Origin of the sequence: Streptomyces sp. NPDC044984 (assembly GCF_040646935.1) — a bacterium.
GTDB lineage: Bacteria > Actinomycetota > Actinomycetes > Streptomycetales > Streptomycetaceae > Streptomyces.
The window spans coordinates 60,698-86,413 of record NZ_JBEZBE010000033.1; the positions used below are offsets into that span (position 1 = coordinate 60,698).

Below are 25,716 nucleotides of genomic sequence, written 5' to 3' on the forward strand. Positions count from 1 at the left end.
TCCGGCGGCGCGTCGAGGGGGAGTCCGACGTGCCCTCAGTCCGTGCAGTGCTCTGTCGTACCGAGGAAGGCCACGGTCATGCCGCACCCGCACCCGCACACGTCTCCCGCCGACCCGTCCCCCCGCTCCGGACCGCCGGTCGTCAGCCGCCGCCGGCTCCTGGAGTCCGGCGCCGCCGTGCTCGGCGCCCTCGCCCTGTCCGCGTCGCCCGTCGCGGCGCACGCGGCCGGCCGGCGGGCGGCGGCCGGCGCACCCCCGGAGTGGAACGACTTCGGCGTCTTCCGGCTCGGCACCCAGCCGCCGCACACCACGCTCATGCCGTACGCGGACGTGCGACAGGCCCTCGCCGCCGACCGCACCCGCTCGCCCTACCGGCTGAGCCTCGACGGCACCTGGAAGTTCGCCTACGCCGACCGCCCCGAGGACCGGGACCCCGACTTCCACCGCACCGACACCGACGACGGCGACTGGGAGACCATCCCGGTCCCGTCCGTGTGGCAACTGCACGGCCACGACTTCCCGATCTACCTGAACATCACCTACCCGTACTGGGGCCCCAACGGCCGCGGCGAGGACCCGCAGCCGCCCACCGCCCCGACCCGCTACAACCCGGTCGGCCAGTACCGGCGCACCTTCACCGTCCCGCGCGACTGGAGAGGCCGCCGCACCTTCCTCCACTTCGAAGGCGTCAAGTCCGCCCACTACGTGTGGATCAACGGCGAACTCGTCGGCTACGACGAGGACTCCTACACCCCGTCCGAGTACGACATCACCGACCACCTGAAGCCCGGCACCAACCAGATCGCCGTGGAGGTGTACCGCTACGCCGACGGCGACTGGCTGGAGGACCAGGACATGATCCGGCTGAGCGGCATCTTCCGCTCGGTCTACCTGTACTCCACCCCGGCCGTGCACCTGCGCGACTTCAAGCTGGAGACCCCGCTGAACGACACGTACACGCGGGCCGAGTTGGCGGTCACCGCGAGCGTGCGGGCGTACGGCGGCGGCGAGTCGGGCCGGTACACCGTCGAGACCCAGCTGTACGACGCCCGCGGCCACGCCGTCTGGTCCCGTCCGCTCGAGCGGACCGCCGACCTCGGCACGGCCGGCGCCGGCGAGGACGTCACCGTACGGGCCTCGAAGGCCGTACCGGAGCCCCGGCTGTGGTCCGCCGAGCACCCGGACCTCTACACGGCCGTCCTCAGGCTCCGCGACCCGGCCGGCGAGGTGGTGGAGACCCTGTCCCACCGCGTCGGCTTCCGCGAGTTCGCCCTCAGGGACGGGCTGATGCGGATCAACGGGAAGCCCGTCTCCTTCCGCGGCACCAACCGCCACGAGATGCACCCCTCCCGGGGCACCGCCCTCACCCGCGAGGACCTCGTCGAGGACATCACGCTCATCAAGCGGATGAACATCAACTCCGTCCGCACCTCGCACTACCCCAACAACCCGCTGTGGTACGAACTCGCCGACGAGTACGGCCTCTACCTCGTCGACGAGACCAACCTCGAGACCCACGGCATCCGTTCCGAGTACCCGGGCGACCACCCGGAATGGACGGCGGCCTGCGTCGCCCGCGCGCAGAACATGGTGCACCGCGACAAGAACCACCCCTCGGTGGTCATCTGGTCGCTCGGCAACGAGGCGGGCGGCGGCACCACCTTCCACGCCATGCACGACTGGATCCGCTCCTACGACCCCACCCGCGTCATCCAGTACGAGGGCGACGACCGGCCGGGGATCAGCGACATCCGCTCGAAGATGTACGAGAGCCCGTCGCGCGTCGAGCAGCGGGCGAAGGACACCGCCGACACCCGGCCGTACGTCATGATCGAGTACTCCCACGCGATGGGGAACTCCAACGGCAACTTCAAGAAGTACTGGGACGTCGTCCGCCGTCACGACGTCCTTCAGGGCGGCTGGATCTGGGACTTCGTCGACCAGTCCCTGTACTGGCCCGTCCCGGCCCGCACCCTGCTGACCGAGTCCGGGCCGGCCGGACTGCGCGGCGAGATCCTCGCCCCCGGCGGCGGCTTCGACCCGGACAGGGGCATCACCGGAGGCACGGTCTTCGCCCGCCACGACAGCCTCGACCTCACGGGTTCCCTCACCCTGGAGGCATGGGTCACCCCGGACGTGACGGGCCACCACCAGCCCATCCTCACCAAGGGCGACACCCAGTACGCGCTCAAGCAGACCGACGGGAACCTGGAGTTCTTCATCCACTCCGGCGGTCAGTGGATCACCGCGAGCTGGGCGCTGCCGGACGACTGGACCGGCCGCGAACACCACGTCGCGGGCGTCTTCGACGCGGACGCCGGCACCCTGACCCTGTACGTCGACGGCGTGGTGAGGGCCACCCGGACCACCACCCGGCGGCCGAGCGGCAACACCGCACCCCTCGCGCTCGCCACCGACGCCGACAACCAGACCCGGGAGTTCAGCGGCACCGTCCGCCGCGCCCGCGTCCACGCGCGCGCCCTCACCGCCGCCGAACTGGCCTCGGACGACCGGGGGCCCGGCGACGACGGTGTGCGGTTCTGGTTCGACGCCGCCACCGTCAGGACCGAGAGGAAGCGGCCCGGGGACAGGACGTTCCTCGCCTACGGCGGCGACTGGGGCGACAACCCCAACGACGGCGCCTTCGTCGCGGACGGCATCGTCACCGCCGACCGCGGACACACCGGCAAGGCCGCCGAGATCAAACGCGTCCACCAGGCGGTCGACGCCGCCCGCACCTCCGGCGACGGCGACCCCGGCGCCGTCACCCTCACCAACGAGTACCTGTTCACCGACCTCAGCGAGTTCGACGGCCGGTGGGAACTCGTCGCCGACGGCGAGGTCGTACGGCGCGGAAGGCTGACCCGGGACCAGCTGGCCGTGCCGCCGCTGTCCGGCAAGGACATCACCCTGCCCGTACGCCTGCCGAAGGACCCGGCCCCGGGTGCGGAGTACTTCCTCCAGCTCTCCTTCACCACCAGGGAGTCCACGAAGTGGGCGAAGGCCGGCTTCGAGGTGGCCCGGCAGCAGCTCCCGCTCGACGCGGGGAGCCCGGCCGTGGTCCCCGTACCGCTGGAGAGCGTCCCGGCCCTGCGGTACGCGGACGGCGAGAAGGACATCGAGGTCACCGGCGAGGGCTTCTCGGTCACCGTCGACAAGGGCAGCGGCACCCTCACCTCCTACGAGGCGAGGGGCACCCGTCTGATCACCTCCGGGCCGGTGCCCAACTTCTGGCGGGCGCCCACCGACAACGACAAGGGCAACGGCCAGCACACCCGCAACCAGACCTGGCGCGACGCCGGTGCCCGCCGGAAGGTCACCGGCGTCACCGTACGGGCCCTCGGCGACCGGGCCGTCGAGATCAGGGTCGCCGGCACGCTGCCCACCACCGTGGAGTCGGCGTACACCACCACCTACACGGTGTTCGGCAACGGCGAGATCAAGGTCGACAACACCCTGCACCCGGGCGCGCCGGACCTGCCGTACATCCCGGAGGTCGGCACGCTGCTGTTCCTGCCGCGCCGCCTGGACCGCCTGCACTACTACGGCCGCGGCCCCGAGGAGAACCACTGGGACCGCAACACCGGCACCGACGTGGGCCGTTACTCGTCGACCGTGGCCGGCCAGTGGACCCCTTACATCCGCCCGCAGGAGAACGGCAACAAGACCGACGTCCGCTGGGCCGCCCTGACCGACGGCGGCGGGCGCGGCCTGCTGGTGTCGGGCGAACCCCTCCTGGAGATCAACGCCTCGCACTTCACCCCCGAGGACCTGTCGGCCGGCGCCCGGCACGACTACCAGCTGACCCCGCGGGACGCGGTCGTGCTGCGGGTCAACCACCGCCAGATGGGCGTCGGCGGCGACAACAGCTGGGGCGCGCACACCCACGACGAGTTCAAGCTCCTCGCCGACCGGGACTACGCGTACTCCTACCGGCTGCGCCCGCTCACGGACGTGGACGAGGCGACGGCGGCCTCGCGCCGGCCCACGGCGACCGAGTAGGAGGGGCACACGCGCGGGAGCCCGGGGTACCCGGGCTCCCATGGGTGACATCCTGGTCGGGGCCTGTTCGTGGACGGACCGCATGCTCGTGGCGAGCGGCTGGTACCCGCCCGGCCGGCGGGACGCCGAGGGGCGGCTGCGGCACTACGCCTCCAGGTTGCCCGTCGTCGAGGTGGACTCCGGTTACTACGCGCTGCCCCGCCGCCGCAACAGCGAGCTGTGGGTGGAGCGCACACCGGACGGGTTCCGCTTCGACGTCAAGGCGTTCTCGCTGCTGACCGGCCACCCCACCCGGCCCGAGGCGCTCCCCGCGGACCTGCGGGGCAGGCCGGTGGACGGCGCCCTGCTGGACGAGGTGTGGGGGAGGTTCGCGGAGGCGGTCGGGCCGCTGCGCGAGGCCGGGCGGCTGGGCGCCGTGCTGTTCCAGTTCCCGCCCCGGTTCGCGCCCGGCGCCCCGGCCGAGCGGACACTGGAGGAGTGCGTGCGGCGCACGGCCGGCTGGCCGCTCGCCGTCGAGTTCCGGCACCCGGGGTGGTGGGCGGCGGAACGGGCCGACGACACCCTCGCGCTGCTGTCCGGGCTGGACGCGACGGCCGTCGGCGTGGACATGGCCCAGGGGCTCACCGGCTCCCTGCCGCCCGTCGCGCCCGTCAGCCGCCCCGCGCTCGCCGTCGTACGGTTCCACGGGCGCAGCAGGGCCTGGGGGAGGGGCAGCAAGGAGGACCGCTTCCGCCACGACTACGACGTGGCCGAACTCGCCGCCTGGGTGCCCCGGTTGCGCCGCGCGGCGGAGCGGGCGGACGAGCTGCACGTGCTGTTCAACAACTGCTGCGCGGACGCCGCCGTACGCGCCGCCGAGACCATGCGGGAACTGCTCACCCCGCGGTGTCGCTGATTCCCAGCCGCAGGTGCTCCACGTGGTAGACGGCCTGGTCGAGCAGTCCGGCGACATGGTCGTCGTGCAGCGCGTACACCACGGAGCGGCCCCGGCGCTCGCCGACCACCAGGCCCAGGTTGCGCAGCAGCCGCAACTGGTGCGAGCAGGCCGACTGCTCCATGCCCACCTCCGCCGCCAGCTCCGTGGCCGGCAGCGGGCCCTCGCGCAGGCGGGCGAGGATGAGCAGCCGGGAGGGCGTGGACAGGGCCTGGAGCGTGGTGGCGACCTTCGCGACGTTGTCCGCGTCCAGACGCACCCGCTCCGCGGCGTCCTGCGGGATGACGGCTCCATGACCCATGCGGACATCCTACTCATCCCATATGAACGCATGAACGAGTCTTCATGTGTTCCTGTATGGTGGCCGGGTGTCCGTGACTCTCGCTCCCGCGCCCCGGTCGTCCGTCGGCGCCCCGGCGCCGCGCCGCCGCACCCGTGTCCTCGCCCTCCCGGAAGCCCGGTGGGCGCTCGCCTCACTCGTCGCCTTCCTGGCCGGGCTCGCCGCCGATCTCGGCGGTGCGCCCGGCTGGACCGGCGGGATCCTGTACGCCGTCGCCTATGTGTGCGGCGGCTGGGAACCGGCCCTCGAAGGACTGCGCGCCCTGCGCGAGAAGACCCTCGACGTCGACCTGCTGATGATCGTCGCCGCGCTGGGCGCCGCAGCGATCGGACAGGTCCTCGACGGCGCCCTGCTCATCGTCATCTTCGCCACCTCCGGTGCCCTCGAGGCCCTGGCCACCGCCCGCACCGCCGACTCCGTGCGCGGCCTGCTCGACCTCGCGCCCACCACGGCGACCCGGGTGACCGGGAGCGGCGAGGAGACCGTGCCCACCGCCGAACTCGCCGTCGGCGACGTCCTGCTCGTCCGCCCCGGCGAGCGCATCGGCGCCGACGGCACCGTCCTCGACGGCGTCAGCGAGGCCGACCAGGCCACCATCACCGGCGAGTCCCTGCCGGTCGTCAAGCGCCCCGGCGACGACGTCTTCGCCGGCACGCTCAACGGCACCGGCGCCCTGCGCGTCCGGGTCGGCCGCGACCCGAAGGACTCGGTGATCGCGCGCATCGTCGCCCTGGTCGAGGAGGCCTCCCGCACCAAGGCGCCGACCCAGCTCTTCATCGAGAAGATCGAGCAGCGGTACGCGGTCGGTGTGGTCGCCGCCACCCTCGCGGTGTTCGGCGTCCCGCTCGCCTTCGGCGAGAACCTCACCGACGCCCTGCTGAGGGCGATGACCTTCATGATCGTCGCCTCGCCGTGCGCGATCGTCCTCGCCACCATGCCGCCCCTGCTCTCCGCCATCGCCAACGCCGGCCGCCACGGCGTCCTGGTCAAGTCGGCGGTCGCCATGGAACGCCTCGGCGAGATCGACGCGTCCGCCCTCGACAAGACCGGCACCCTCACCGAGGGCACCCCCGAGGTCACCGCCGTGCGCCCGCTGCCCGGCTCCGGCCTGGACGAGAACGACCTGCTCGCCCTGGCCGCCTCGGCCGAGCACCCCAGCGAGCACCCGCTGGCCCGCGCCGTGGTGACCGCCGCCCACGCCCGCGGCCTGCCCCTCGCCCCCGCCACGGACTTCACCGCCGCACCCGGCCACGGCATCACCGCCACGGTGGACGGGGCCGTGGTGACCGTCGGACGCGCCGACCCGGCACAGGCGGAGCACGGCGAGACCGTCGTCCGCGTCACCCGCGACGGCACCCCCGTCGGCACCCTCGCCCTCACCGACCGCCTCCGCCCCGACGCCCCGGCCGCCACCTCCGCCCTGACGGCCCTCACCGGCACCGCCCCCACCCTCCTGACCGGCGACAACCCCCACGCCGCCGCCCGCGTCGCCACCGCGACCGGCCTCACGGACATCCGTGCGGGACTCCTCCCCGAGGACAAGGTGAACGCCGTACGGGACCTCCAGACGGCCGGCCGCAAGGTGCTCTTCGTCGGCGACGGCGTCAACGACGCGCCCGCCCTCGCCACCGCCCACGCCGGCGTCGCCATGGGTCGCGCGGGATCCGACCTGGCCCTGGAGACGGCGGACGCGGTCGTCGTACGGGACGAACTCGCGGCCGTCCCCGCGGTCGTGCGGCTCTCCCGCACCGCCCGCCGGCTCGTGGTGCAGAACCTCGTCATCGCGGGCACGGCCATCACCGTCCTCGTCCTGTGGGACCTCATCGGCCACCTTCCCCTGCCGCTCGGCGTCGCAGGACACGAGGGCTCCACCGTGCTGGTCGGCCTGAACGGGCTGCGGCTGCTCCGCGAGTCGGCCTGGCGATCCGGGCAGCCGCAGGACACGTGACGTCGACGTCGGATTCCTGCCAGACCCGGGGGCCGGCCGTGCCCGATCCTTGAGGCATGCAGAAGGGGATGCACACCGACACCGAGCGCTGCGTGCGCGCCGTGCGGTCGAAGGACGCGCGGTTCGACGGCTGGTTCTTCACCGCCGTCCTGACCACCGGCATCTACTGCCGGCCCAGCTGCCCGGTGGTTCCGCCCAAGGCCGAGAACATGGTCTTCCACCCGAGCGCGGCCGCCTGCCAGCAGGCGGGGTTCCGGGCCTGCAAACGCTGCCGGCCCGACACCAGCCCCGGCTCACCGGAGTGGAACCAGCGGGCCGACGCGGTGGCCCGCGCCATGCGGCTGATCGCCGACGGCGTCGTCGACCGCGAGGGCGTGCCCGGGCTCGCCGCCCGGCTCGGCTACAGCACCCGGCAGGTCGAACGCCAGCTGCTCGCCGAGCTGGGCGCGGGCCCCCTCGCGCTCGCCCGCGCCCAGCGCGCCCAGACCGCGCGGCTGCTCATCGAGACCACGGACCTGCCGATGGCGCAGATCGCCTTCGCGGCCGGCTTCTCCTCCGTCCGCACCTTCAACGACACCGTCCGCGAGGTCTACGCGCTCGCCCCGGGCGAACTGCGCACCCGGGCACCGAAGAACACCCCCCGCACCACCCCCGGAGTGCTCTCCCTGCGCCTGCCGTTCCGCGCCCCGCTCAACCCCGACAACCTCTTCGGCCACCTCGCCGCGACCGCCGTACCCGGCGTGGAGGAGTGGCGGGACGGCGCCTACCGGCGCACCCTGCGCCTGCCGTACGGGCACGGCGTCGTGGCGCTCACCCCGCACCCCGACCACATCGCCTGCCGCCTCACCCTCGGCGACCCCCGCGACCTCACCGTCGCCATCAGCCGCTGCCGCCGCCTGCTCGACCTCGACGCCGACCCGGTCGCCGTCGACGAGCAGCTGCGCGCGGACCCCGTCCTCGCGCCCCTCGTCGACAAGGCACCCGGCCGCCGCGTGCCGCGCACGGTCGACGCGGCCGAGTTCGCCGTCCGGGCCGTCCTCGGCCAGCAGGTCTCCACGGCCGCCGCCCGCACCCACGCGGCCCGCCTGGTCACCGCGCACGGCACACCCGTGGACGACCCCGAGGGCGGCCTCACCCACCTCTTCCCGTCCCCCGGGGCACTGGCGGAGCTCGACCCCGAGACCCTCGCCCTGCCCCGCACCCGCCGCACCACGTTCACCACCCTCGTCCGCCGGCTCGCCGACGGCGACCTCCACCTGGGCGCCGACAGCGACTGGCCGGAGACCCGGGCCGAACTCCTCGCCCTCCCGGGCTTCGGACCCTGGACGGCCGACGTCATCGCCATGCGCGCCCTCGGCGACCCCGACGCCTTCCTCCCCACCGACCTCGGCATCCGCCGCGCCGCCCGCGAACTGGGCCTGCCCTCCACCCCGGCCGCCCTCACCGCACGCGCGGCGGCCTGGCGGCCCTGGCGGGCGTACGCGGTCCAGTACCTGTGGGCGACGGACAACCACCCCATCAACTTCCTGCCGGTGTAAGGGAACGAGGGACTTCCAGCCGATGAAGCAGCACACCGTGACCGACAGCCCCTACGGCCCGCTGACGCTCGTCGCCGACGACGGCGTCCTGTGCGGCCTCTACATGACCGACCAGCGCCACCGCCCGCCGGAGGAGACCTTCGGAGCCCCCGACGACACCCCCTTCGCCGAGGTGCGGGAGCAACTCTCGGCTTACTTCGCAGGCGAGTTGAAGGAGTTCACCCTCGAACTCCGCCTGCACGGAACCCCGTTCCAGCGCCGGGTCTGGGAGCAGCTGGCGCGCATCCCCTACGGCGAGACCCGCACCTACGGCCAACTCGCGGACACCCTCGGCAACTCCAAGGCCTCCCGCGCGGTCGGTCTCGCCAACGGCCGCAACCCGGTCGGCATCATCGTGCCCTGCCACCGCGTCATCGGCGCGAGCGGCGGCCTCACCGGCTACGGCGGCGGCCTGGAGCGCAAACAGCGCCTGCTGGACTTCGAACGCGGAACCGCCTTGTTCTAGGCGGCGATCCGGCGCAGCAGCCCGGGCAGCGAGGTGCCGATCGGCTCGCGGATCACCTCGTCGGCGAGATCGTCGTACGGAGTCGGCTCCGCGTTGACGACGACCAGCCGGGCGCCGTGGCCGGCGGCCACCTCCACGAGTCCGGCGGCGGGATGGACCTGGAGGCTGGTGCCCGCGGCGATGAACACGGTGCACGCCTTGCTGATCGCCGCCGCCTCGCCCAGCACCACGGGATCGAGGTGCTCGCCGAACATCACCGTCGCCGGCTTGAGGACGCCGCCGCACTCCAGACACGGCGGATCGTCCTCACCGGCCTCGACGCGGGCGAGGGCGTCCTCCATCGGACCCCGCGCACGGCACCCGGTGCACACCACCTTCCGTACGGTGCCGTGGAGTTCGAGCACCTTGCGGTCCGGCATCCCGCCGAGCTGGTGCAGCCCGTCGACGTTCTGCGTGAGCACCCGCACCGGCACGCCCGAGCGCTCCAGCTCGGCCACGGCGCGGTGCGCGGCGTTCGGCTCGACGGCGAGTGCGAAGTTCTCCCGCCGCATCCGCCAGGAACGGCGGCGGATCTCCGGATCGCCCATGTAGTACGCGTACGTCACCAGCTTCTCGGCCTCGGGATCGCGGCGCCACAGTCCGCCCGGGCCGCGGTAGTCCGGGATGCCGGAGTCCGTGCTGACACCGGCACCGGTGAGGAGGGCGACGAGGGGCTTGCTCATGCGGCCGAGGGTAGGCCGCGGGGCGCCGGTCCGGCGAGCGGATATCGCCCCGCGCCGGCTCAGCCCACCCGGTGCCCGTCCTCCAGCTCCACGGTGCCCGAACCGTCGGCGAGGACGTCCAGCGCGGCCAGCACCCGGCGCCCCAGGGAGCCGTGGAGGTACTCGGTCAGCTCCTCGCGCGGCACCAGCCGCCAGGACAGCAGCTCCGACTCCTGCAGCCGGATCGCCGCGAGGTCGTCCGCGCCGAGCACGCCGCCGTCGTACAGGTACGCCACCAGCGGCGGCCGCCCCGGCCCGCGCACCCAGTCCACCGCCAGCAGCCGGCCCAGCTCCCGGTCCAGCCCGATCTCCTCGGCCGTCTCCCGCCGCGCCCCCTCGCGCGGGCTCTCCCCCTCGTCCGACTCGACCGTCCCGCCGGGCAGCGCCCACCCCTCCCGGTAGTTCGGCTCGACGAGCAGCACCCGCCCCTCCTCGTCCCGGAAGAGAGCGGCGGCGCCGGCGAGGACACGGGGGAGGGAGGCGACGTAGGCGGCGAAGTCCTGGACGGGCTGAGTGGTGGTCATGGAGGGAAGGGTACGGCGGCGCAGGGCCCGCGTCCGGCGCCGGCGGGCGTCCCGGCCGGGGCGCACGGCGGCACACGCCGTCCCGTGACCGGCACGCAGCGGCGCGCGCCCCGGGGCACGGGCGGGTCAGGTCCCGGCCCGCGCCAGCCGCAGCGTCCGCTCCGCCAGCTCGCTGATCTGCACCCCGTCGAAGCCGAAGACGGCGCTGCGCACCGTGTCCTGGAGCGGGTCCTTCCAGTGGGCCGGGATGGCGGTCGCGCCGCGCAGGACGCCCGCCACCGAGCCCGCCGTCGCCCCGTTGGAGTCGGTGTCCAGGCCGCCGCGCACGGTCAGGGCGATGGTCCGGGTGAAGTCGCCGTCGCCGTACAGCAGGCCGGCGGTGAGGACGGCCGCGTTCGGGACCGTGTGGATCCAGCCGAGGCCCGCCGTCTCCTCCGTGAGCGTGGTGAGCGTGTCCTCCCAGGCCAGCCCGGCCTCGTGCAGGGACGCCACCCGGCGCACGGTGCGGGCGAGGCGGCTGCTCGCCGGGATCACCGTCAGCGCCTCGTCCACCGCGTGTCGCACGGTGGGTGCCGTGAACGCCGCCGAGATCAGCGCCGCCGCCCACATCGCGCCGTACACGCCGTTGCCGGTGTGGGACAGCACCGCGTCCTTGCGGGCCAGCGCGGCGGCGCGGCGCGGGGCGCCCGGAGAGGTCCAGCCGTGGACGTCCGCGCGGATCAGGGCGCCGATCCACTCCTGGTACGGGTTGTCGTACGTGGCGGTCAGCGGCGGCCTGAGGCCGTTCGCGAGGTTGCGGTAGGCGGCCCGCTCCGCCGTGAAGGTCTGCAGGTACGGCAGCCGCAGCAGCCACAGGTCGCCGACCTGCTCGGTGGTGAAGGCGAAGCCGTGGGTCTCCAGCAGGTCCAGGCCGAGGATCGCGTAGTCGACGTCGTCGTCCCGGCAGCTGCCGTGGATGCGGCCGCGGACGCAGGAGCGCCACTCGGGGCGCAGGTCGAGGCCCTCGCTCTCGCTCAGCGGCTCGGGGAGGTAGTCGGTGAGGGGGAGGGCGTCCGTCCGCCGCAGGTAGCGGTCGATGCGTTCGCGCGTCCACACCTCGCCCTGCTCCACCGGTTTGCCGAGCATGTTGCCCGCGATCCGGCCCAGCCAGCCTCCGAGGATGCGGTCGGCGAGTCCCGGCTCCGTGTCCACAGCGCTCATGGCGGTCATGGCACCGGTCTACCCGATTCCGGGCCGTTCCACGGGCTGGGCAGGGCATGGCGGCCACCGTGTCCGCCGGTTATGGTCACAGCGGCGCGACTGGCCTTGACATGCGCGAGGCCCGGAGAACGAGGGGAATGCAAGTGGCGGACGCTGCAGGGAGCGGCACTCGTACGACGCGGTCGGCACGGCGGGTGCTCGTCGCCGCGGACAAGTTCAAGGGGTCGCTGACGGCCGTCGAGGTCGCCGAGCGGGTGACCGCCGGACTGCGCCGGGTCGTACCGGACCTGGAGGCCGAGGCGCTGCCGGTGGCCGACGGCGGCGACGGCACCGTGGCCGCGGCGGTCGCGGCCGGGTTCGAGCGCCGGGAGGTACGGGTCGCCGGTCCCCTCGGGGACGAGGTGACCGCCGCGTACGCGCTGCGCGGTGACACGGCCGTCGTGGAGATGGCGGAGGCGAGCGGGCTGCAGCGGCTGCCGGCCGGGGTGTTCGCCCCGCTCACGGCGTCGACGTACGGCTCCGGGGAGCTGCTGCGGGCCGCGCTGGACGCGGGGGCGCGCACGATCGTGTTCGGAGTGGGCGGCAGCGCCACCACCGACGGCGGCGCGGGCATGCTCTCGGCGCTGGGCGCGCGGTTCGTGACGGCGGACGGTGAGCCGGTGGCGCCGGGGGGCGGAGGGCTGGCCGAGCTGGCGTCGGCGGACCTGTCGGGGCTGGACCCCCGCCTCGGCGAGGTCGAGCTGGTGCTCGCGAGCGATGTCGACAACCCGCTGACCGGGCCGAAGGGCGCCCCGGCGGTCTACGGCCCGCAGAAGGGCGCCTCGCCGGAGGACGTGGAGGCCCTGGACGCGGCCCTGGCGCACTTCGCGAAGGTGCTGGAGGAGACCGTGGGCGCGCGGGCCGCCGAGTACGCGCTCTCGCCGGGTGCGGGCGCCGCGGGCGGCATCGGGTACGGGGCGCTGCTGCTCGGAGCCGGTTTCCGCCCCGGGATCGAGGTCATGCTGGAGGTGCTCGGCTTCGCGCCGGCGCTGGAGCGGGCGGATCTGGTGATCACCGGCGAGGGGTCGCTCGACCGGCAGACCCTGCACGGCAAGGCCCCGGCGGGTGTCGCCGCGGCGGCGCGGGCCGCCGGCAAGGAGGTCGTCGCGGTGTGCGGGCGGCTGGCGCTGCCGCCGGAGGAGCTGGGGCGGGCGGGGATCCGGCGGGCGTACGCGCTGACCGACCTCGAGCCGGACGTGGCGAAGTGCGTCGCGGATGCCGGGCCGCTCCTGGAGCGCACGGCGGAGCGGATCGCGCGCGACTTCCTGAACTGACGCGTCTTCCCGGACCGAGGGGAGTGCGGCGGGTCCCTTCGCCGCCGCACTCCCGGAGACGTCCGCGACGGCGGCGGTCTCCGCGCCGTACGCCCGTGTCACGGCCGCCGTGCCGCCGTGCCGTCGGCCGGGCCCCGCGGGTGCGGTGCGCCGGGCCCCGCGGCGCTCCCGTTGTTCACCCCCGGTATGCCGGATCGTTGCCCCGGGCTCCTACCGTCGGCACCGACCGGTCGTCGTGCGTCGTGTCCGAGAACGGCACCCAGGGACGGGGGAGACCTGCGCTGCACACGGTGTTCGACGGGGAACGGGTCGCGGTCGAGGAGCGCTTCGACGCCTGGCAGGACCTGTGCGACCGGGCGCTGGTGCCCACGGTGCTGGACCGGGTCGGGTGCGCGATCCGGCCGGAGGGCTTCCGGGCGGAGCTGCGCGCCGCCGACCTGGGCCCGGTGCAGCTCGCCGATCCGACCTACGGTTCCCTGCGGGCACGCCGTACCCCGCCGCTCATCCGCGCCGCCGACCCCGAGCGCTACCAGCGCGCCCTCATCCGGGGCGGTGCACAGAGGTACGCCGACGACATGCGCGACGTGTGCCTGGGGGCCGGGGGACCTGCTCCTGTACGACTCCTCGCGGCCCTTCACCGCGCACGTGCCCGACGCCGGCCGCTTCCGCGCGCTCGTCATCCAGATTCCCAGGAACCTGGTGCCGGTCCCGGAGAAGGAGGCGCGCGCACTGGTCGGTTCCCGGCTGCCGGGGGACGACCCCATGGCCCGCCTGCTGCGCCGGTTCGTCGGGGACCTGACCCGCGGCCGGCCGGACCCGGCCGTGGCGGGATATCACCGCCGCCGAGACCGCCCGGCTCGGCGGGGTGGTCCTCGACCTGTTCACCGCGCTCCTCGTCCGCGGACTCGGCGATGCGTCGGCCGGCCCGGCGGCCCGCCGCGGGGACACCCTGCTGGTGCGCGTCCACGCCTACGTCGACCGGCACCTGGCCGACGTGGACCTGACGCCGGCCTCCGTCGCGGCCGCGCACCACGTCTCCCTGCGCTACCTGCAGCGTCTCTTCGAGGAGCAGGGGGCGGGCGTGGCGACCTGGATCAGGAACCGGCGTCTGGACCGCTGCCGCCGTGATCTGGCCGACCCCCGCCTCGCCGAGCGGCCGGTACGCGCCGTCGCCGCCCGCTGGGGCTTCACCCGTCCTTCCGATTTCAGCCGGGCCTTCCGCAGGGAGTACGGGCTCTCGCCGCTCGAGTTCCGCCGCCTGAACGCGGAAGGCCGCTGAGGGCGAGTCCTTCCTGGCGAGCTGCAAGCGCTGGGGCGCGGACGGACAGTGGTGGTACCGGGTGAAGTTCGACTTCGACGGGCTGACCGGGCACATCGACGGCGACCGGACCAACGTCAGGCACTCGTGGCTGCCGAAGTGTTCCTGACCCCTGTCCGGTGACGGGCGGCGGAGACACGCGGAGGGCCCGGACCGAGTCGGTCCGGGCCCTCCGGGGTGTTCGCCTTCGGCTACGGCAGCTGTGCCGCACGCGCCTCACGGCGGTTGTCACGGAAGTTGTTCACCCGCCGCGCCGTGGCGAACAGCGGGATCACCGCGCCCATCACCAGCTGCAGCGCACAGCCCGTCTGGAGCAGCAGCTGACCGCTCGGCGCGTCGAACGCCCACGCCGCCAGCAGGCCCATCGACAGCACGATCCAGGAGAGCATCGCCACCGCGAGGCGGCCCCGCGGCTTCGGGTACTCCACCCGGCTCACCATCAGCCACGCCGTGCCCAGGATCGCCAGCAGCGTCGCCACGAACGGCAGCTCAAGCAGCACGATCGAGACGACGGTCAGCGCGCCGAACGGCGACGGCATGCCCTGGAAGGTGCCGTCCTTCACCGTGACGCAGGAGAATCTCGCCAGCCTCAGCACCACCGCCAGCAGCACCACGATCGCCCCGACCGCGGCCACTCTCTGGTGCGCGTCGTCCGCGACCATGCCGTAGACCAGGACGAAGTACGCCGGCGCCAGGCCGAAGCTGATCAGGTCGGACAGGTTGTCCAGCTCCGCGCCCATCGGCGAGGAGCGCAGCTTGCGCGCCACCAGGCCGTCGAACAGGTCGAAGACCGCCGCGCACAGCATCAGGATGACGGCGGTGGCCGCGCTGTGGCGGGCCATGCCGGTCTCCTGGCTGCCCTGGAGGTGCGGGATCAGGATGCCGGTGGTGGTGAAGTACACCGCCATGAAGCCGCAGGTGGCGTTGCCCAGGGTGAGGGTGTCCGCTATCGACAGGCGGAGCGAGAGGGGCATCTCCTCCTCGTCGTCCGCCTCGTCGGCCTCCGGCACCCAGCCGGCCTGTGTCTCGGGATCAACCACGGTCAATGCGAGTCACCCCAGCCACGGTCTTCTGACCGACCTCGACGGCCACCTCCACGCCCTCCGGCAGGTAGATGTCGACGCGGGAGCCGAAGCGGATCAGGCCGATGCGCTCGCCCTGCTCGACCTTGGTGCCCCGGGGCACGTAGGGGACGATGCGGCGGGCCACCGCACCGGCGATCTGGATCATCTCGATGTCGCCGAGCTCGGTGTCGAAGTGCCACACGACGCGCTCGTTGTTCTCGCTCTCCTTGTTGAAGGCGGGAACGAAGCCACCGGGGATGTGCTCGACCGACGTCACCGTGCCGGCCAGCGGGGCCCGGTTCACGTGGACGTTGAGCGGGCTCATGAAGATCGCGACGCGGGTGCGTCCGTCCTTCCACGGCATGATGCTCTGCACCACACCGTCGGCGGGCGAGATGACCCGGCCCTGGGCGATCTCGCGCTCGGGGTCGCGGAAGAACCACAGCATCCCCGCCGCCAGCGCGGTGGCGGGGACGGCGACGGCCTTGGCGGCACCCGAGCGGCGGGCGCGCAGAAGGCTGACGGCTGCGGTGGCGACGGTCGGCAGAAGCCACGGCGATGCTCCGCGCGCGAGGCGTACGCCGGCGAGGCTGTCGCGGTGTGCAGAGGTTTGGCTGTGGGGCATGGATGACCTTCGTAGCGGATGATGCCGCGCACTTGCGGGGGACGGCGGCTTTCCGGCGATCGTAGCGGCTCCGGGCCGTAACTGGGTAAGCCAGTCAGCCGAGTCGGCGGCCGAAGAGTGCGTACGGGGTGTGATCACCTTCTCCAAGAAAACACCCCGTATCCGGACATCTAGCCCTGGAATCGATACTCTTCGAGCAGTCGGCGGCCGATGATCATTTTCTGGATCTCGGCGGTGCCTTCACCGATCAGCAGCATCGGCGCCTCCCGGTAGAGGCGCTCGATCTCGTACTCCTTGGAGAAGCCGTAGCCGCCGTGGATCCGGAAGGCGTCCTCCACGACCTCCTTGCAGTACTCGGAGGCGAGGTACTTCGCCATCCCTGCTTCAAGGTCGTTTCGTTCCCCGGAGTCCTTTTTGCGTGCCGCGTTCACCATCATCGCATGCGCGGCCTCCACCTTGGTAGCCATCTCCGCCAGCTTGAACTGGACGGCCTGGTGCTGGGCGATCGGCTTGCCGAAAGTGTGACGCTGCTGGGCGTACCGGACGCCGAGCTCGAAGGCACGCTGAGCGACGCCGCAGCCACGCGCCGCCACATTGACACGGCCTACCTCGACCCCGTCCATCATTTGGTAAAAACCTCGGCCGGTGGTCCCGCCAAGCACCCGATCAGCGGAAACGCGCAGGTCGTCCATGATGAGCTCGGTCGTGTCGACCCCCTTGTAGCCCATCTTGTCGATCTTGCCGGGGATGGTGAGGCCGGGGCGGACCTCGCCGAAGCCGGGCTCCTTCTCCACCAGGAAGGTGGTCATCGACTTGTGCGGCGCCGTGCCCTCCGGGTGACCCTCGTCACTCCGCACCAGAACGGCGACCAGCGAGGACGTTCCGCCGTTCGTCAGCCACATCTTCTGGCCGTTCAGGACGTACGAGTCGCCGTCCTTCACCGCCTTCGACGTGATCGCCGACACGTCGGAGCCCAGACCCGGCTCCGACATCGAGAAGGCGCCGCGGACGTCGCCGGCCGCCATCCTCGGCAGGAAGTGGTCCTTCTGCTCCTGCGTGCCGTGCTGCTTGAGCATGTACGCCACGATGAAGTGCGTGTTGATGATGCCGGAGACCGACATCCAGCCGCGGGCGATCTCCTCCACGCACAGCGCGTAGGTGAGGAGCGACTCGCCCAGGCCCCCGTACTCCTCGGGGATCATCAGGCCGAACAGGCCGAGTTCCTTCAGACCGTCGACGATCTGCTGCGGATACTCGTCGCGGTGCTCCAGCTCGGTGGCGACCGGGATGATCTCCTTGTCCACGAAGTCGCGGACGGTGGTCAGGATCTCCTGCTGGACGTCGGTCAGACCGGCGGTCCGGGCGAGGCGCGCCATCACTTCTCCTGCTGCTTCAGCTCCGGGCGGCCGGGCTGCTCGCCGCCGCGCTCCTTGATGTACGTCTCCGTCGGCACCATCACCTTGCGGCGGAACACGCAGACCAGCGTGCCGTCCTGCTTGTACCCCTTGGTCTCGACGTGGACGATGCCGCGGTCGTCCTTCGACTTCGACGGCCACTTGTCGAGCACGGTCGTCTGGCCGTAGATCGTGTCGCCGTGGAAGGTCGGGGCCACGTGCTTCAGCGACTCGATCTCCAGGTTGGCGATCGCCTTGCCGGAGACGTCGGGCACCGACATGCCGAGCAGCAGGGAGTAGACGTAGTTCCCGACCACCACGTTCTTGCCGAAGTCCGTCGTCCTCTCGGCGTAATTGCTGTCCATGTGCAGCGGGTGGTGGTTCATGGTGAGGAGGCAGAACAGGTGGTCGTCGTACTCGGTGACCGTCTTGCCCGGCCAGTGCTTGTACGTCGCCCCGACCTCGAACTCCTCGTAGGTGCGTCCGAACTGCATGGTGCTCAGCCCTCCGGGATCTCGAACTTCGACGTGCGCCGCATGCCGGCGGCGCGTCCCTTGCCCGAGATGACGAGCGCCATCTTCCGGCTGGCCTCGTCGATCATCTCGTCGCCGAGCATCGCCGAGCCCTTCTTGCCGCCCGCCTCGGACGTGTAGTAGTCGTACGCGTCCAGGATCAGCTCGGCGTGGTCGTAGTCCTCCTGCGACGGCGAGAAGATCTCGTTGGACGCCTCGACCTGGCCCGGGTGCAGCACCCACTTGCCGTCGAAGCCGAGGGCGGCGGCGCGCCGGGCGACCTCGCGGTAGCCGTCCACGTTGCGGATCTGCAGGTAGGGGCCGTCGATCGCCTGGAGGTCGTTGGCGCGGGCGGCCATCAGGATCTTCATCAGGATGTAGTGGTAGGCGTCCGCCGGGTAGCCGGGCGGCTGCTCGCCCACGACCAGGGACTTCATGTTGATGGACGCCATGAAGTCGGCCGGGCCGAAGATGATGGTCTCGACGCGCGGGGAGGCCTGCGCGATCTCGTTGACGTTGTTCAGGCCGCGGGCGTTCTCGATCTGCGCCTCGATGCCGATCCGGCCGACCTCGAAGCCCATCGTCTTCTCGATCTGGGTCAGCAGCAGGTCCAGCGCGACGATCTGCTGGGCGTCCTGGACCTTCGGCAGCATGATGCAGTCCAGGTTCTGGCCGGCGCCCTCGACGACCGTCACGACGTCGCGGTACGTCCATTCGGTCGTCCAGTCGTTGACGCGCACGACGCGGGTCTTGCCGGTCCAGTCGCCCTCGTTGAGGAACTTCACGATGGTGTGCCGCGCCTCGGGCTTGGCGAGCGGCGCGCACGCGTCCTCGAGGTCCAGGAAGACCTGGTCGGCGGGGAGGCCCTGGGCCTTCTCCAGGAAGCGCGGGTTCGAGCCCGGTACCGCCAGGCAGGAACGCCGGGGGCGAAGGCGGTTAAAAGAAAGGTGCGCGGCGGAGCCGCCCGTTGGAAGGGTGGTGGCGGGCGACGGGTGGGCGGTCATGCGGGGACCTCCAGGGGGTCGAGCTTGTTCGCGTGGCGGATCTCGTCGACGATGCGGCCGATGATCCCGGTGATGTCGAAGTCCTTCGGGGTGAAGACCGCGGCCACTCCGGCTGCCCGCAGCTGTTCGGCATCCCCGTTCGGGATGATGCCACCGGCGATCACCGGTATATCTGTGGCACCGGCCACACGGAGCCGTTCGAGCACGTCCGGCACCAGCTGGGCGTGCGAGCCGGAGAGGATGGACAGGCCCACCGCGTGCACGTCCTCCGCGAGGGCGGCGTCCACGATCTGCTCCGGGGTGAGCCGGATGCCCTGGTAGACCACCTCGAACCCGGCGTCGCGGGCCCGCACGGCGATCTGCTCGGCGCCGTTGGAGTGGCCGTCCAGGCCCGGCTTGCCGACCAGGAAGCGCAGCTTGCCCACGCCCAGGTCCTTGGCCGTCAGGTCCACCCTGCGGCGCACCTCCGACAGGGCCGAGCCCTCCTCGGCGGCCACCGCCACCGGGGCGGAGGAGACACCGGTCGGTGCCCGGTACTCGCCGAACACCTCGCGCAGCGCCCCGGCCCACTCGCCGGTCGTCACGCCGGCGCGGGCGCACTCCAGGGTGGCCTCCATGAGGTTGTCGGTGCCGCGCGCGGCCTCCTTCAGCTTCTCCAGCGCCTTGCAGGGGCGCGGATGGTTGAACGGGGGCTGGTAGCGCGTGTCGCGCCAGTTTCGCAGCGAGGCGACGACACGGGCCTCCACCGCCGGGTCGACCGTCTGGATCGCGGTGTCCAGGTCGGCGGTCAGCGGGCTGGGCTCGGTGCCCTCGAAGGCGTTGACACCGATGATCTTCTCCTCGCCGGACTCGATCCGGGCCCGGCGCTCGGCGTGCGAGGAGACCAGCCGGGACTTGAGGTAGCCGGACTCGACGGCGGCCATCGCGCCGCCCATCTCCTCGATCCGCCCCATCTCCGCGAGCGAGTCCGCGACCAGCTGCTCCACCTTCGCCTCGATCACCTTCGAGCCCTCGAAGACGTCGTCGTACTCCAGCAGGTCGCTCTCGTACGCCAGCACCTGCTGGATGCGCAGCGACCACTGCTGGTCCCAGGGGCGGGGCAGGCCCAGCGCCTCGTTCCAGGCCGGCAGCTGCACGGCACGCGCGCGGGCGTCCTTGGAGAGGGTGACGGCCAGCATCTCCAGGACGATCCGCTGGACGTTGTTCTCGGGCTGGGCCTCCGTCAGCCCCAGGGAGTTGACCTGGACGCCGTAGCGGAAGCGGCGGTGCCTGGGGTCCTCGATGCCGTACCGCTCGCGGGTGACCCGGTCCCAGATGCGGCCGAAGGCGCGCATCTTGCACATCTCCTCGATGAACCGGACGCCCGCGTTCACGAAGAAGGAGATGCGGCCGACCACGTCGCCCATGCGCTCCTGCGGCACCTGGCCGCTGTCGCGCACCGCGTCGAGCACGGCGATCGCGGTGGACATCGCGTACGCGATCTCCTGCACCGGAGTGGCCCCGGCCTCCTGCAGGTGGTAGCTGCAGATGTTGATCGGGTTCCACTTCGGGAGGTGGGAGACCGTGTACGCGATCATGTCCGTCGTGAGGCGGAGCGACGGCCCCGGCGGGAAGACGTGGGTCCCCCGGGACAGGTACTCCTTCACGATGTCGTTCTGGGTCGTCCCCTGGAGCCTGGTGATGTCCGCGCCCTGCTCCTCGGCGACGACCTGGTAGAGCGCCAGCAGCCACATGGCGGTGGCGTTGATCGTCATCGAGGTGTTCATCCGCTCCAGGGGGATGTCCTGGAACAGCCGGCGCATGTCACCGAGGTGCGCGACCGGCACCCCGACCCGGCCGACCTCGCCGCGGGCGAGGACGTGGTCGGAGTCGTAGCCGGTCTGCGTCGGCAGGTCGAAGGCGACCGACAGACCCGTCTGGCCCTTGGCGAGGTTGCGCCGGTACAGCTCGTTGGACGCCTCGGCGGTCGAGTGACCGGCGTACGTCCGCATGAGCCACGGACGGTCCTTCTGACGCTCTGTCATCCCCGGTCCTCAGACGTTCCGGAAGCGGTTGATGGCGTCGATGTGCTGCGCGCGCTTGGCGTGGTCGCGCACGCCCAGGCCCTCCTCGGGTGCCAGGCACAGCACGCCGACCTTGCCCTGGTGCGCGTTGCGGTGCACGTCGTGGGCGGCCTGGCCGGTGTCCTCCAGGGGGTACACCTTCGACAGCGTCGGGTGGATCTTTCCCTTCGCGATCAGCCGGTTGGCCTCCCAGGCCTCGCGGTAGTTGGCGAAGTGCGAGCCGATGATGCGCTTCAGCGACATCCACAGGTAGCGGTTGTCGTACTGGTGCATGTAGCCCGAGGTCGAGGCGCAGGTGGTGATGGTGCCGCCCTTGCGGGTGACGTAGACCGAGGCGCCGAAGGTCTCGCGGCCGGGGTGCTCGAAGACGATGTCGATGTCCTCGCCGCCGGTGAGTTCGCGGATGCGCTTGCCGAAGCGCTTCCACTCCTTGGGGTCCTGGGTGTTCTCGTCCTTCCAGAACCGGTAGCCCTCGGCGCTGCGGTCGATGATCGCCTCCGCGCCCATCGACCGGCAGATGTCCGCCTTCTGCTCGCTGGAGACGACGCAGACCGGGTTGGCACCGCCGGCCAGCGCGAACTGGGTGGCGTACGAGCCGAGTCCGCCGCTCGCGCCCCAGATGAGCACGTTGTCGCCCTGCTTCATGCCGGCGCCGTTGCGGGACACCAGCTGTCGGTACGCGGTGGAGTTGACCAGGCCCGGGGCCGCGGCCTCCTCCCAGCTGAGGTGGTCCGGCTTCGGCATCAGCTGGTTGGACTTGACCAGCGCGATCTCCGCCAAGCCGCCGAAGTTGGTCTCGAAGCCCCAGATGCGCTGCTCGGGGTCGAGCATCGTGTCGTTGTGGCCGTCGGACGACTCCAGCTCGACGGAGAGGCAGTGGGCGACGACCTCGTCGCCGGGCTTCCAGGAGTTGACGCCGGGGCCGGTGCGCAGCACGACGCCCGCGAGGTCGGAGCCGATGACGTGGTAAGGCAGGTCGTGGCGCTTGGCCAGCTCGCTGGTGCGGCCGTAGCGCTCCAGGAAGCCGAACGTCGACAGCGGCTCGAAGATCGAGGTCCACACCGAGTTGTAGTTGACCGAGGAGGCCATGACGGCCACCAGGGCCTCGCCCGGGCCCAGTTCGGGCAGCGGCACGTCGTCGAGGTGGATCGACTTGCGGGGGTCCTTGTCGCGGGTCTCGAGGCCCGCGAACATCTCCGTCTCGTCCTTGTGCACGGTGATCGCGCGGTACGACTCGGGGAGCGGCAGGGCGGCGAAGTCCTCCGACGTGGAGTCGGGCGACTGGATCGCGGCCAGGATGTCCTTCATGGTCACGGTGTTGCCTCCGGCGATGAGCGCCCTGAGGGAGGGGCGCTGGGGGTTACGTCGGTGTGCTGCTGAGGGTGGGAAGGGGTGCCGTCGGTTCGGCGGTGGTGCTTCGGCGGCGCTGGGTGTGCGCGGGAGGTTGCCTGTGACGCAGGCGTCCGGACGTGCGGGCGAGGGGCCCGCCGGGACTCGCCCGGACCTCTTCAACGTATGGCACGCCGTGTCATCCGGCAAGGCACTGGGTGCCAGGAAGTTGGCTCAGGTGAAATCTTTACCCATCAGATGAGCGATGATCGATCGAACCGGCCCGGAAACGGGTGCGAAAAGCGCCCCTGACATGGCAAAACGGCCACCCGGTGGGGTGGCCGTCGTCACAGCGGTGAGCGGGCTGGTCAGCGCTCCTCGGCGGGGCTGGTCAGTCCTCCTCGGCGGGGTTGTTCAACGCTCCTTGAGTGCCTGCTCGATGGTCCGCATCACCTCGTCCAGCGGGGCGTCCACGTGGGCGACCGTCACCAGGACCTCACCGTGCGCGGACGCCGAGGCCGCGGCCGGCTTCGGCGGCGCGGTGCGCCGGCCCGCCATGATCCCGCTGCCGAAGGTCTTGCGGACGATCGCGAAGGCGTGGTCCAGCTGGGCCTCGACATCGCCCTGGCCGTCGGCCCGCAGCCAGCGCCGCAGCACGTGGTTGTGCGCGGTGACCACGGCGGAGGCGGCGACCTCCGCCAGCAGCGGGTCGTCGTTGGCGTCGTCGTCGTGCGCGTGCTCGTCGAAGTGGCCGAGCAGATAACGGGTGAAGAGGCGCTCGTAGCGGGCCACCGACGCGATCTCCGCCTCGCGCAGGGTGGGCACCTCGCGCGTCAGCTTGTAGCGGGCGACCGAGATCTCCGGCCGCGCCGCGTACATCCTCATGACCTCCTTGATGCCGCGGCACACCGTGTCGAGCGGATGCTCGTGCGCGGGGGCGGCGTTGAGCACCGCCTCGGCGCGGACCAGGGTGTCGTCGTGGTCGGGGAAGATCGCCTCCTCCTTGGAACGGAAGTGGCGGAAGAAGGTGCGGCGGGCGACCCCGGCGGCGGCCGCGATCTCGTCGACGGTGGTGGCCTCGTACCCCTTGGTCGCGAACAGCTCCATCGCGGCGGCCGCCAGTTCCCGGCGCATTTTGAGCCGCTGGGCGGCGGCACGGGAGCCTGCGGCGCTTTCCGGCGGCTCGGTCGTGGCTGGTGGACGTGCGGACTTGGCGGGCTGGGACATGCCCCGAACGTACTGCATGTGCGCAGCTCGGCGCGCGTGACCGGGGGCTCCCCCGCCCTCGGCGGGCGGGGGAGGGGCGGCGGGGGCCGATGGCGGAAACCGGCCGGGGCCGAGCAGTCCGCCCCACCCCGCGCCGCCCTCGAACCGGTCGCCGGGACGCCGCTCAGCGCTTGGCATATTCGCGGAAGCCCCGGCCGGTCTTGCGGCCGAGGCAGCCCGCGGCCACCAGGTGCTCCAGCAGCGGCGCCGGCGCGAGACCCGGGTCGCGGAACTCGCGGTGCAGCACCTTCTCGATGGCGAGCGAGACATCGAGGCCGACGACGTCGAGGAGTTCGAACGGCCCCATCGGGTAGCCGCCGCCCAGCTTCATCGCGGCGTCGATGTCGTCGAGCGAGGCGTAGTGCTCCTGCACCATCTTGATCGCGTTGTTGAGGTACGGGAACAGCAGCGCGTTCACGATGAAGCCGGCCCGGTCGCCGCAGTCCACGGCGTGCTTGCGGATCTTCCCGCAGACCTCGCGCACGGTGGCGTGGACGTCGTCGGCCGTCAGCACCGTACGCACCACCTCGACCAGCTTCATCGCCGGCGCGGGGTTGAAGAAGTGCATGCCGATCACGTCCTGCGGGCGCGAGGTGGCGCGGGCGCAGGCGACGACCGGGAGCGAGGACGTGGTGGTGGCGAGGACCGCGCCCGGCTTGCAGACCTTGTCCAGCGCCGCGAACAGCTGCCGCTTGACCTCCAGGTCCTCGGCGACCGCCTCCACCGCGAGATCGACGTCGGCGAAGTCGTCGTACGTGCCCGTCGGACGCACCCGCTCCAGGGCCTGGGCGGCGGCCTCGGCGGTCATCCGGCCCTTGTCGACGGAGCGCGCCAGGGACTTCCCGATCCGGGCCCTGGCCCCCTGCGCCTTCTCCTCGCTGCGGGCGGCCAGGACCACCTCGTAGCCGGCCTTCGCGAAGACCTCGGCGATGCCGGAGGCCATGGTGCCGGAGCCCGCGACACCCACCGAACGCACCGGACGGCCGGCGGTGAGGGAACCGCCCTCCAGCGGGGTCAGGGCGTCCCGCACGACCGTCCCGCTGCCCGGCGCCTCGTACGTGTAGAAGCCGCGCCCCGCCTTGCGGCCCGTCAGGCCCGCCTCGCTGAGCTGCTTGAGGACCGGGGCCGGGGCGTGCAGCCGGTCACGGGACTCGGCGTACATGGCCTCCAGCACCGTGCGCGCCGTGTCGACGCCGATCAGGTCGAGCAGCGCCAGCGGACCCATGGGCAGACCGCAGCCCAGCCGCATCGCGGCGTCGATGTCCTCCCGGGAGGCGTAGTTCGCCTCGTACATCGCGGCGGCCTGGTTGAGGTAGCCGAACAGCAGCCCGTCGGCGACGAATCCGGGCCGGTCGCCGACCGCCACGGGCTCCTTGCCCAGGTCCAGCGCGAGGTCGGTGACCGCGGTGACGGCCGCGGGGGCGGTCAGCACGCAGGAGACGACCTCGACCAGCCTCATCGCCGGCGCCGGGTTGAAGAAGTGCATGCCCAGCACCCGCTCGGGGCGGGCCGAGTCGGCGGCGAGACGCGTGACGGACAGGGCGTTGGTGCCGGTCGCCAAAACGGTGTCCGGTCGCACGATCCCGTCGAGTTCGCGGAGGATCTGCTGCTTGATCTCGTACGACTCCGGCGCCACCTCGATCACCAGGTCGGCGCCGGCCGCCGCCGCGAGGTCGGTGGAGGTGGTCACACGGGCGAGGAGGTCCGCACGCTGCTCCTCGGTCAGCCTGCCGCGCTCCACGGCGCGGGCGGTCGAGGCCTCCAGGACGGCGACGCACCGGGCGGCCTGCGCCTCGCTGACGTCGATGCCGACGACGTCGCGGCCGGCGCGGGCCAGGACCTCGGCGATGCCGGTGCCCATCGTGCCGAGGCCGACCACGGCGACGGTCCGGAGCGGGGACAGAGGGGTGTCGGAGAGGGGAGTGGCCATCGCGGGACTCCAGGAATGAGGGTGACGACGGGAAACACACCCGGGTGCGCCGAAGGGCGCACCGGGTGCGTGCGGGATGCGGGTGTGGACCGGGCTGCGAGCGCACACGCCCGGTACCGTCGGTGAACGACGGCCGATCCGACCGG

Annotated in this window: 20 protein-coding genes and 1 pseudogene; 8 read left to right on the plus strand and 13 right to left on the minus strand. The window is 72.2% G+C overall.

Annotated elements, in window-relative coordinates; all coding sequences use genetic code 11:
- Positions 1-78 precede the first annotated feature (78 nt).
- Both AB0A94_RS30025 and AB0A94_RS30030 read left to right on the plus strand, forming a co-directional pair.
- Complete coding sequence (locus AB0A94_RS30025) at positions 79-4,002, plus strand: glycoside hydrolase family 2 TIM barrel-domain containing protein (protein WP_361749082.1); 3,924 nt, start codon at positions 79-81, stop codon at positions 4,000-4,002.
- A 40-nt stretch (positions 4,003-4,042) separates the two neighbouring features.
- Complete coding sequence (locus tag AB0A94_RS30030) at positions 4,043-4,897, plus strand: DUF72 domain-containing protein (RefSeq protein ID WP_361749083.1); 855 nt, start codon at positions 4,043-4,045, stop codon at positions 4,895-4,897.
- Here AB0A94_RS30030 and AB0A94_RS30035 read toward each other — a convergent pair.
- A complete protein-coding gene (locus AB0A94_RS30035) occupies positions 4,878-5,237 on the minus strand; it encodes a metalloregulator ArsR/SmtB family transcription factor (protein WP_217135810.1) in 360 nt (119 codons plus the stop codon). The two genes, AB0A94_RS30030 and AB0A94_RS30035, sit on opposite strands and share 20 nt — an antisense overlap.
- Positions 5,238-5,304: 67 nt before the next feature.
- Here AB0A94_RS30035 and AB0A94_RS30040 point away from each other — a divergent pair, with 67 nt between their 5' ends.
- Genes AB0A94_RS30040 through AB0A94_RS30050 form a run of 3 tightly spaced genes read left to right on the plus strand, consistent with a single transcriptional unit; the run spans position 5,305 to position 9,267 of the window.
- Positions 5,305-7,224, plus strand: a complete 1,920-nt coding sequence (locus tag AB0A94_RS30040) for a heavy metal translocating P-type ATPase (RefSeq protein WP_361749084.1) — start codon at positions 5,305-5,307, stop codon at positions 7,222-7,224.
- A 56-nt stretch (positions 7,225-7,280) separates the two neighbouring features.
- On the plus strand, positions 7,281-8,762 hold the full coding sequence (locus AB0A94_RS30045) for an AlkA N-terminal domain-containing protein (protein ID WP_361749085.1): 1,482 nt from the start codon (positions 7,281-7,283) through the stop codon (positions 8,760-8,762).
- A 22-nt stretch (positions 8,763-8,784) separates the two neighbouring features.
- Positions 8,785-9,267: a methylated-DNA--[protein]-cysteine S-methyltransferase gene (locus AB0A94_RS30050; protein ID WP_361749086.1), complete on the plus strand. Its 483-nt coding sequence runs from the start codon at positions 8,785-8,787 to the stop codon at positions 9,265-9,267.
- Here the strand turns inward: AB0A94_RS30050 and AB0A94_RS30055 are convergent.
- The 3 genes from AB0A94_RS30055 to AB0A94_RS30065 form a co-directional block, all read right to left on the minus strand.
- Positions 9,264-9,989: a Sir2 family NAD-dependent protein deacetylase gene (locus AB0A94_RS30055; protein ID WP_361749087.1), complete on the minus strand. Its 726-nt coding sequence runs from the start codon at positions 9,987-9,989 to the stop codon at positions 9,264-9,266. The two genes, AB0A94_RS30050 and AB0A94_RS30055, sit on opposite strands and share 4 nt — an antisense overlap.
- 59 nt (positions 9,990-10,048) lie before the next feature.
- Entirely contained in the window at positions 10,049-10,552 is a 504-nt protein-coding gene (locus tag AB0A94_RS30060) for an NUDIX hydrolase (RefSeq protein ID WP_361749088.1), read from the minus strand.
- 126 nt (positions 10,553-10,678) lie between these two features.
- Positions 10,679-11,752, minus strand: coding sequence for an ADP-ribosylglycohydrolase family protein (locus AB0A94_RS30065; protein ID WP_361749089.1), 1,074 nt, complete (start codon positions 11,750-11,752; stop codon positions 10,679-10,681).
- A 137-nt stretch (positions 11,753-11,889) separates the two neighbouring features.
- Between AB0A94_RS30065 and AB0A94_RS30070 the strand changes: the two genes are divergently transcribed.
- From AB0A94_RS30070 to AB0A94_RS30080, 3 genes and pseudogenes are all read left to right on the plus strand, one after another.
- Positions 11,890-13,065 (plus strand): glycerate kinase, encoded by a 1,176-nt coding sequence (locus AB0A94_RS30070; RefSeq protein WP_361749090.1) that lies wholly within the window; start codon positions 11,890-11,892, stop codon positions 13,063-13,065.
- 186 nt (positions 13,066-13,251) lie between these two features.
- Positions 13,252-13,866, plus strand: a pseudogene (locus AB0A94_RS30075) (hypothetical protein); the annotation flags it as partial.
- A gap of 64 nt (positions 13,867-13,930) precedes the next feature.
- On the plus strand, positions 13,931-14,344 hold the full coding sequence (locus AB0A94_RS30080; protein WP_361749091.1) for a helix-turn-helix domain-containing protein: 414 nt from the start codon (positions 13,931-13,933) through the stop codon (positions 14,342-14,344).
- A 230-nt stretch (positions 14,345-14,574) separates the two neighbouring features.
- Here the strand turns inward: AB0A94_RS30080 and pssA are convergent, their stop codons facing one another.
- The 9 genes from pssA to AB0A94_RS30125 form a co-directional block, all read right to left on the minus strand.
- Complete coding sequence (gene pssA, locus AB0A94_RS30085) at positions 14,575-15,393, minus strand: CDP-diacylglycerol--serine O-phosphatidyltransferase (protein WP_189559904.1); 819 nt, start codon at positions 15,391-15,393, stop codon at positions 14,575-14,577.
- A gap of 22 nt (positions 15,394-15,415) precedes the next feature.
- On the minus strand, positions 15,416-16,072 hold the full coding sequence (locus tag AB0A94_RS30090) for a phosphatidylserine decarboxylase (RefSeq protein WP_217135827.1): 657 nt from the start codon (positions 16,070-16,072) through the stop codon (positions 15,416-15,418).
- 170 nt (positions 16,073-16,242) lie between these two features.
- The gene (locus AB0A94_RS30095; protein ID WP_361749093.1) at positions 16,243-17,448 is read right to left on the minus strand and encodes an acyl-CoA dehydrogenase family protein; all 1,206 of its coding nucleotides are present in this window, start codon (positions 17,446-17,448) and stop codon (positions 16,243-16,245) included.
- Positions 17,448-17,960, minus strand: coding sequence for a MaoC family dehydratase (locus AB0A94_RS30100; RefSeq protein ID WP_361749094.1), 513 nt, complete (start codon positions 17,958-17,960; stop codon positions 17,448-17,450). The genes AB0A94_RS30095 and AB0A94_RS30100 overlap by 1 nt, the downstream gene beginning before the upstream one ends.
- A gap of 5 nt (positions 17,961-17,965) precedes the next feature.
- Positions 17,966-18,982, minus strand: a complete 1,017-nt coding sequence (locus AB0A94_RS30105; protein WP_361749095.1) for a CoA ester lyase — start codon at positions 18,980-18,982, stop codon at positions 17,966-17,968.
- Positions 18,979-21,006: a protein meaA gene (locus AB0A94_RS30110; protein WP_361749096.1), complete on the minus strand. Its 2,028-nt coding sequence runs from the start codon at positions 21,004-21,006 to the stop codon at positions 18,979-18,981. Before AB0A94_RS30110 ends, AB0A94_RS30105 begins: the two co-directional genes overlap by 4 nt.
- 9 nt (positions 21,007-21,015) lie before the next feature.
- Complete coding sequence (gene ccrA / locus AB0A94_RS30115) at positions 21,016-22,353, minus strand: crotonyl-CoA carboxylase/reductase (RefSeq protein WP_361749106.1); 1,338 nt, start codon at positions 22,351-22,353, stop codon at positions 21,016-21,018.
- Between the two features lie 435 nt (positions 22,354-22,788).
- Positions 22,789-23,601, minus strand: a complete 813-nt coding sequence (locus tag AB0A94_RS30120; RefSeq protein ID WP_361749097.1) for a TetR family transcriptional regulator — start codon at positions 23,599-23,601, stop codon at positions 22,789-22,791.
- A gap of 163 nt (positions 23,602-23,764) precedes the next feature.
- A complete protein-coding gene (locus AB0A94_RS30125; RefSeq protein WP_361749098.1) occupies positions 23,765-25,570 on the minus strand; it encodes a 3-hydroxybutyryl-CoA dehydrogenase in 1,806 nt (601 codons plus the stop codon).
- Between the last annotated feature and the right edge of the window lie 146 nt (positions 25,571-25,716).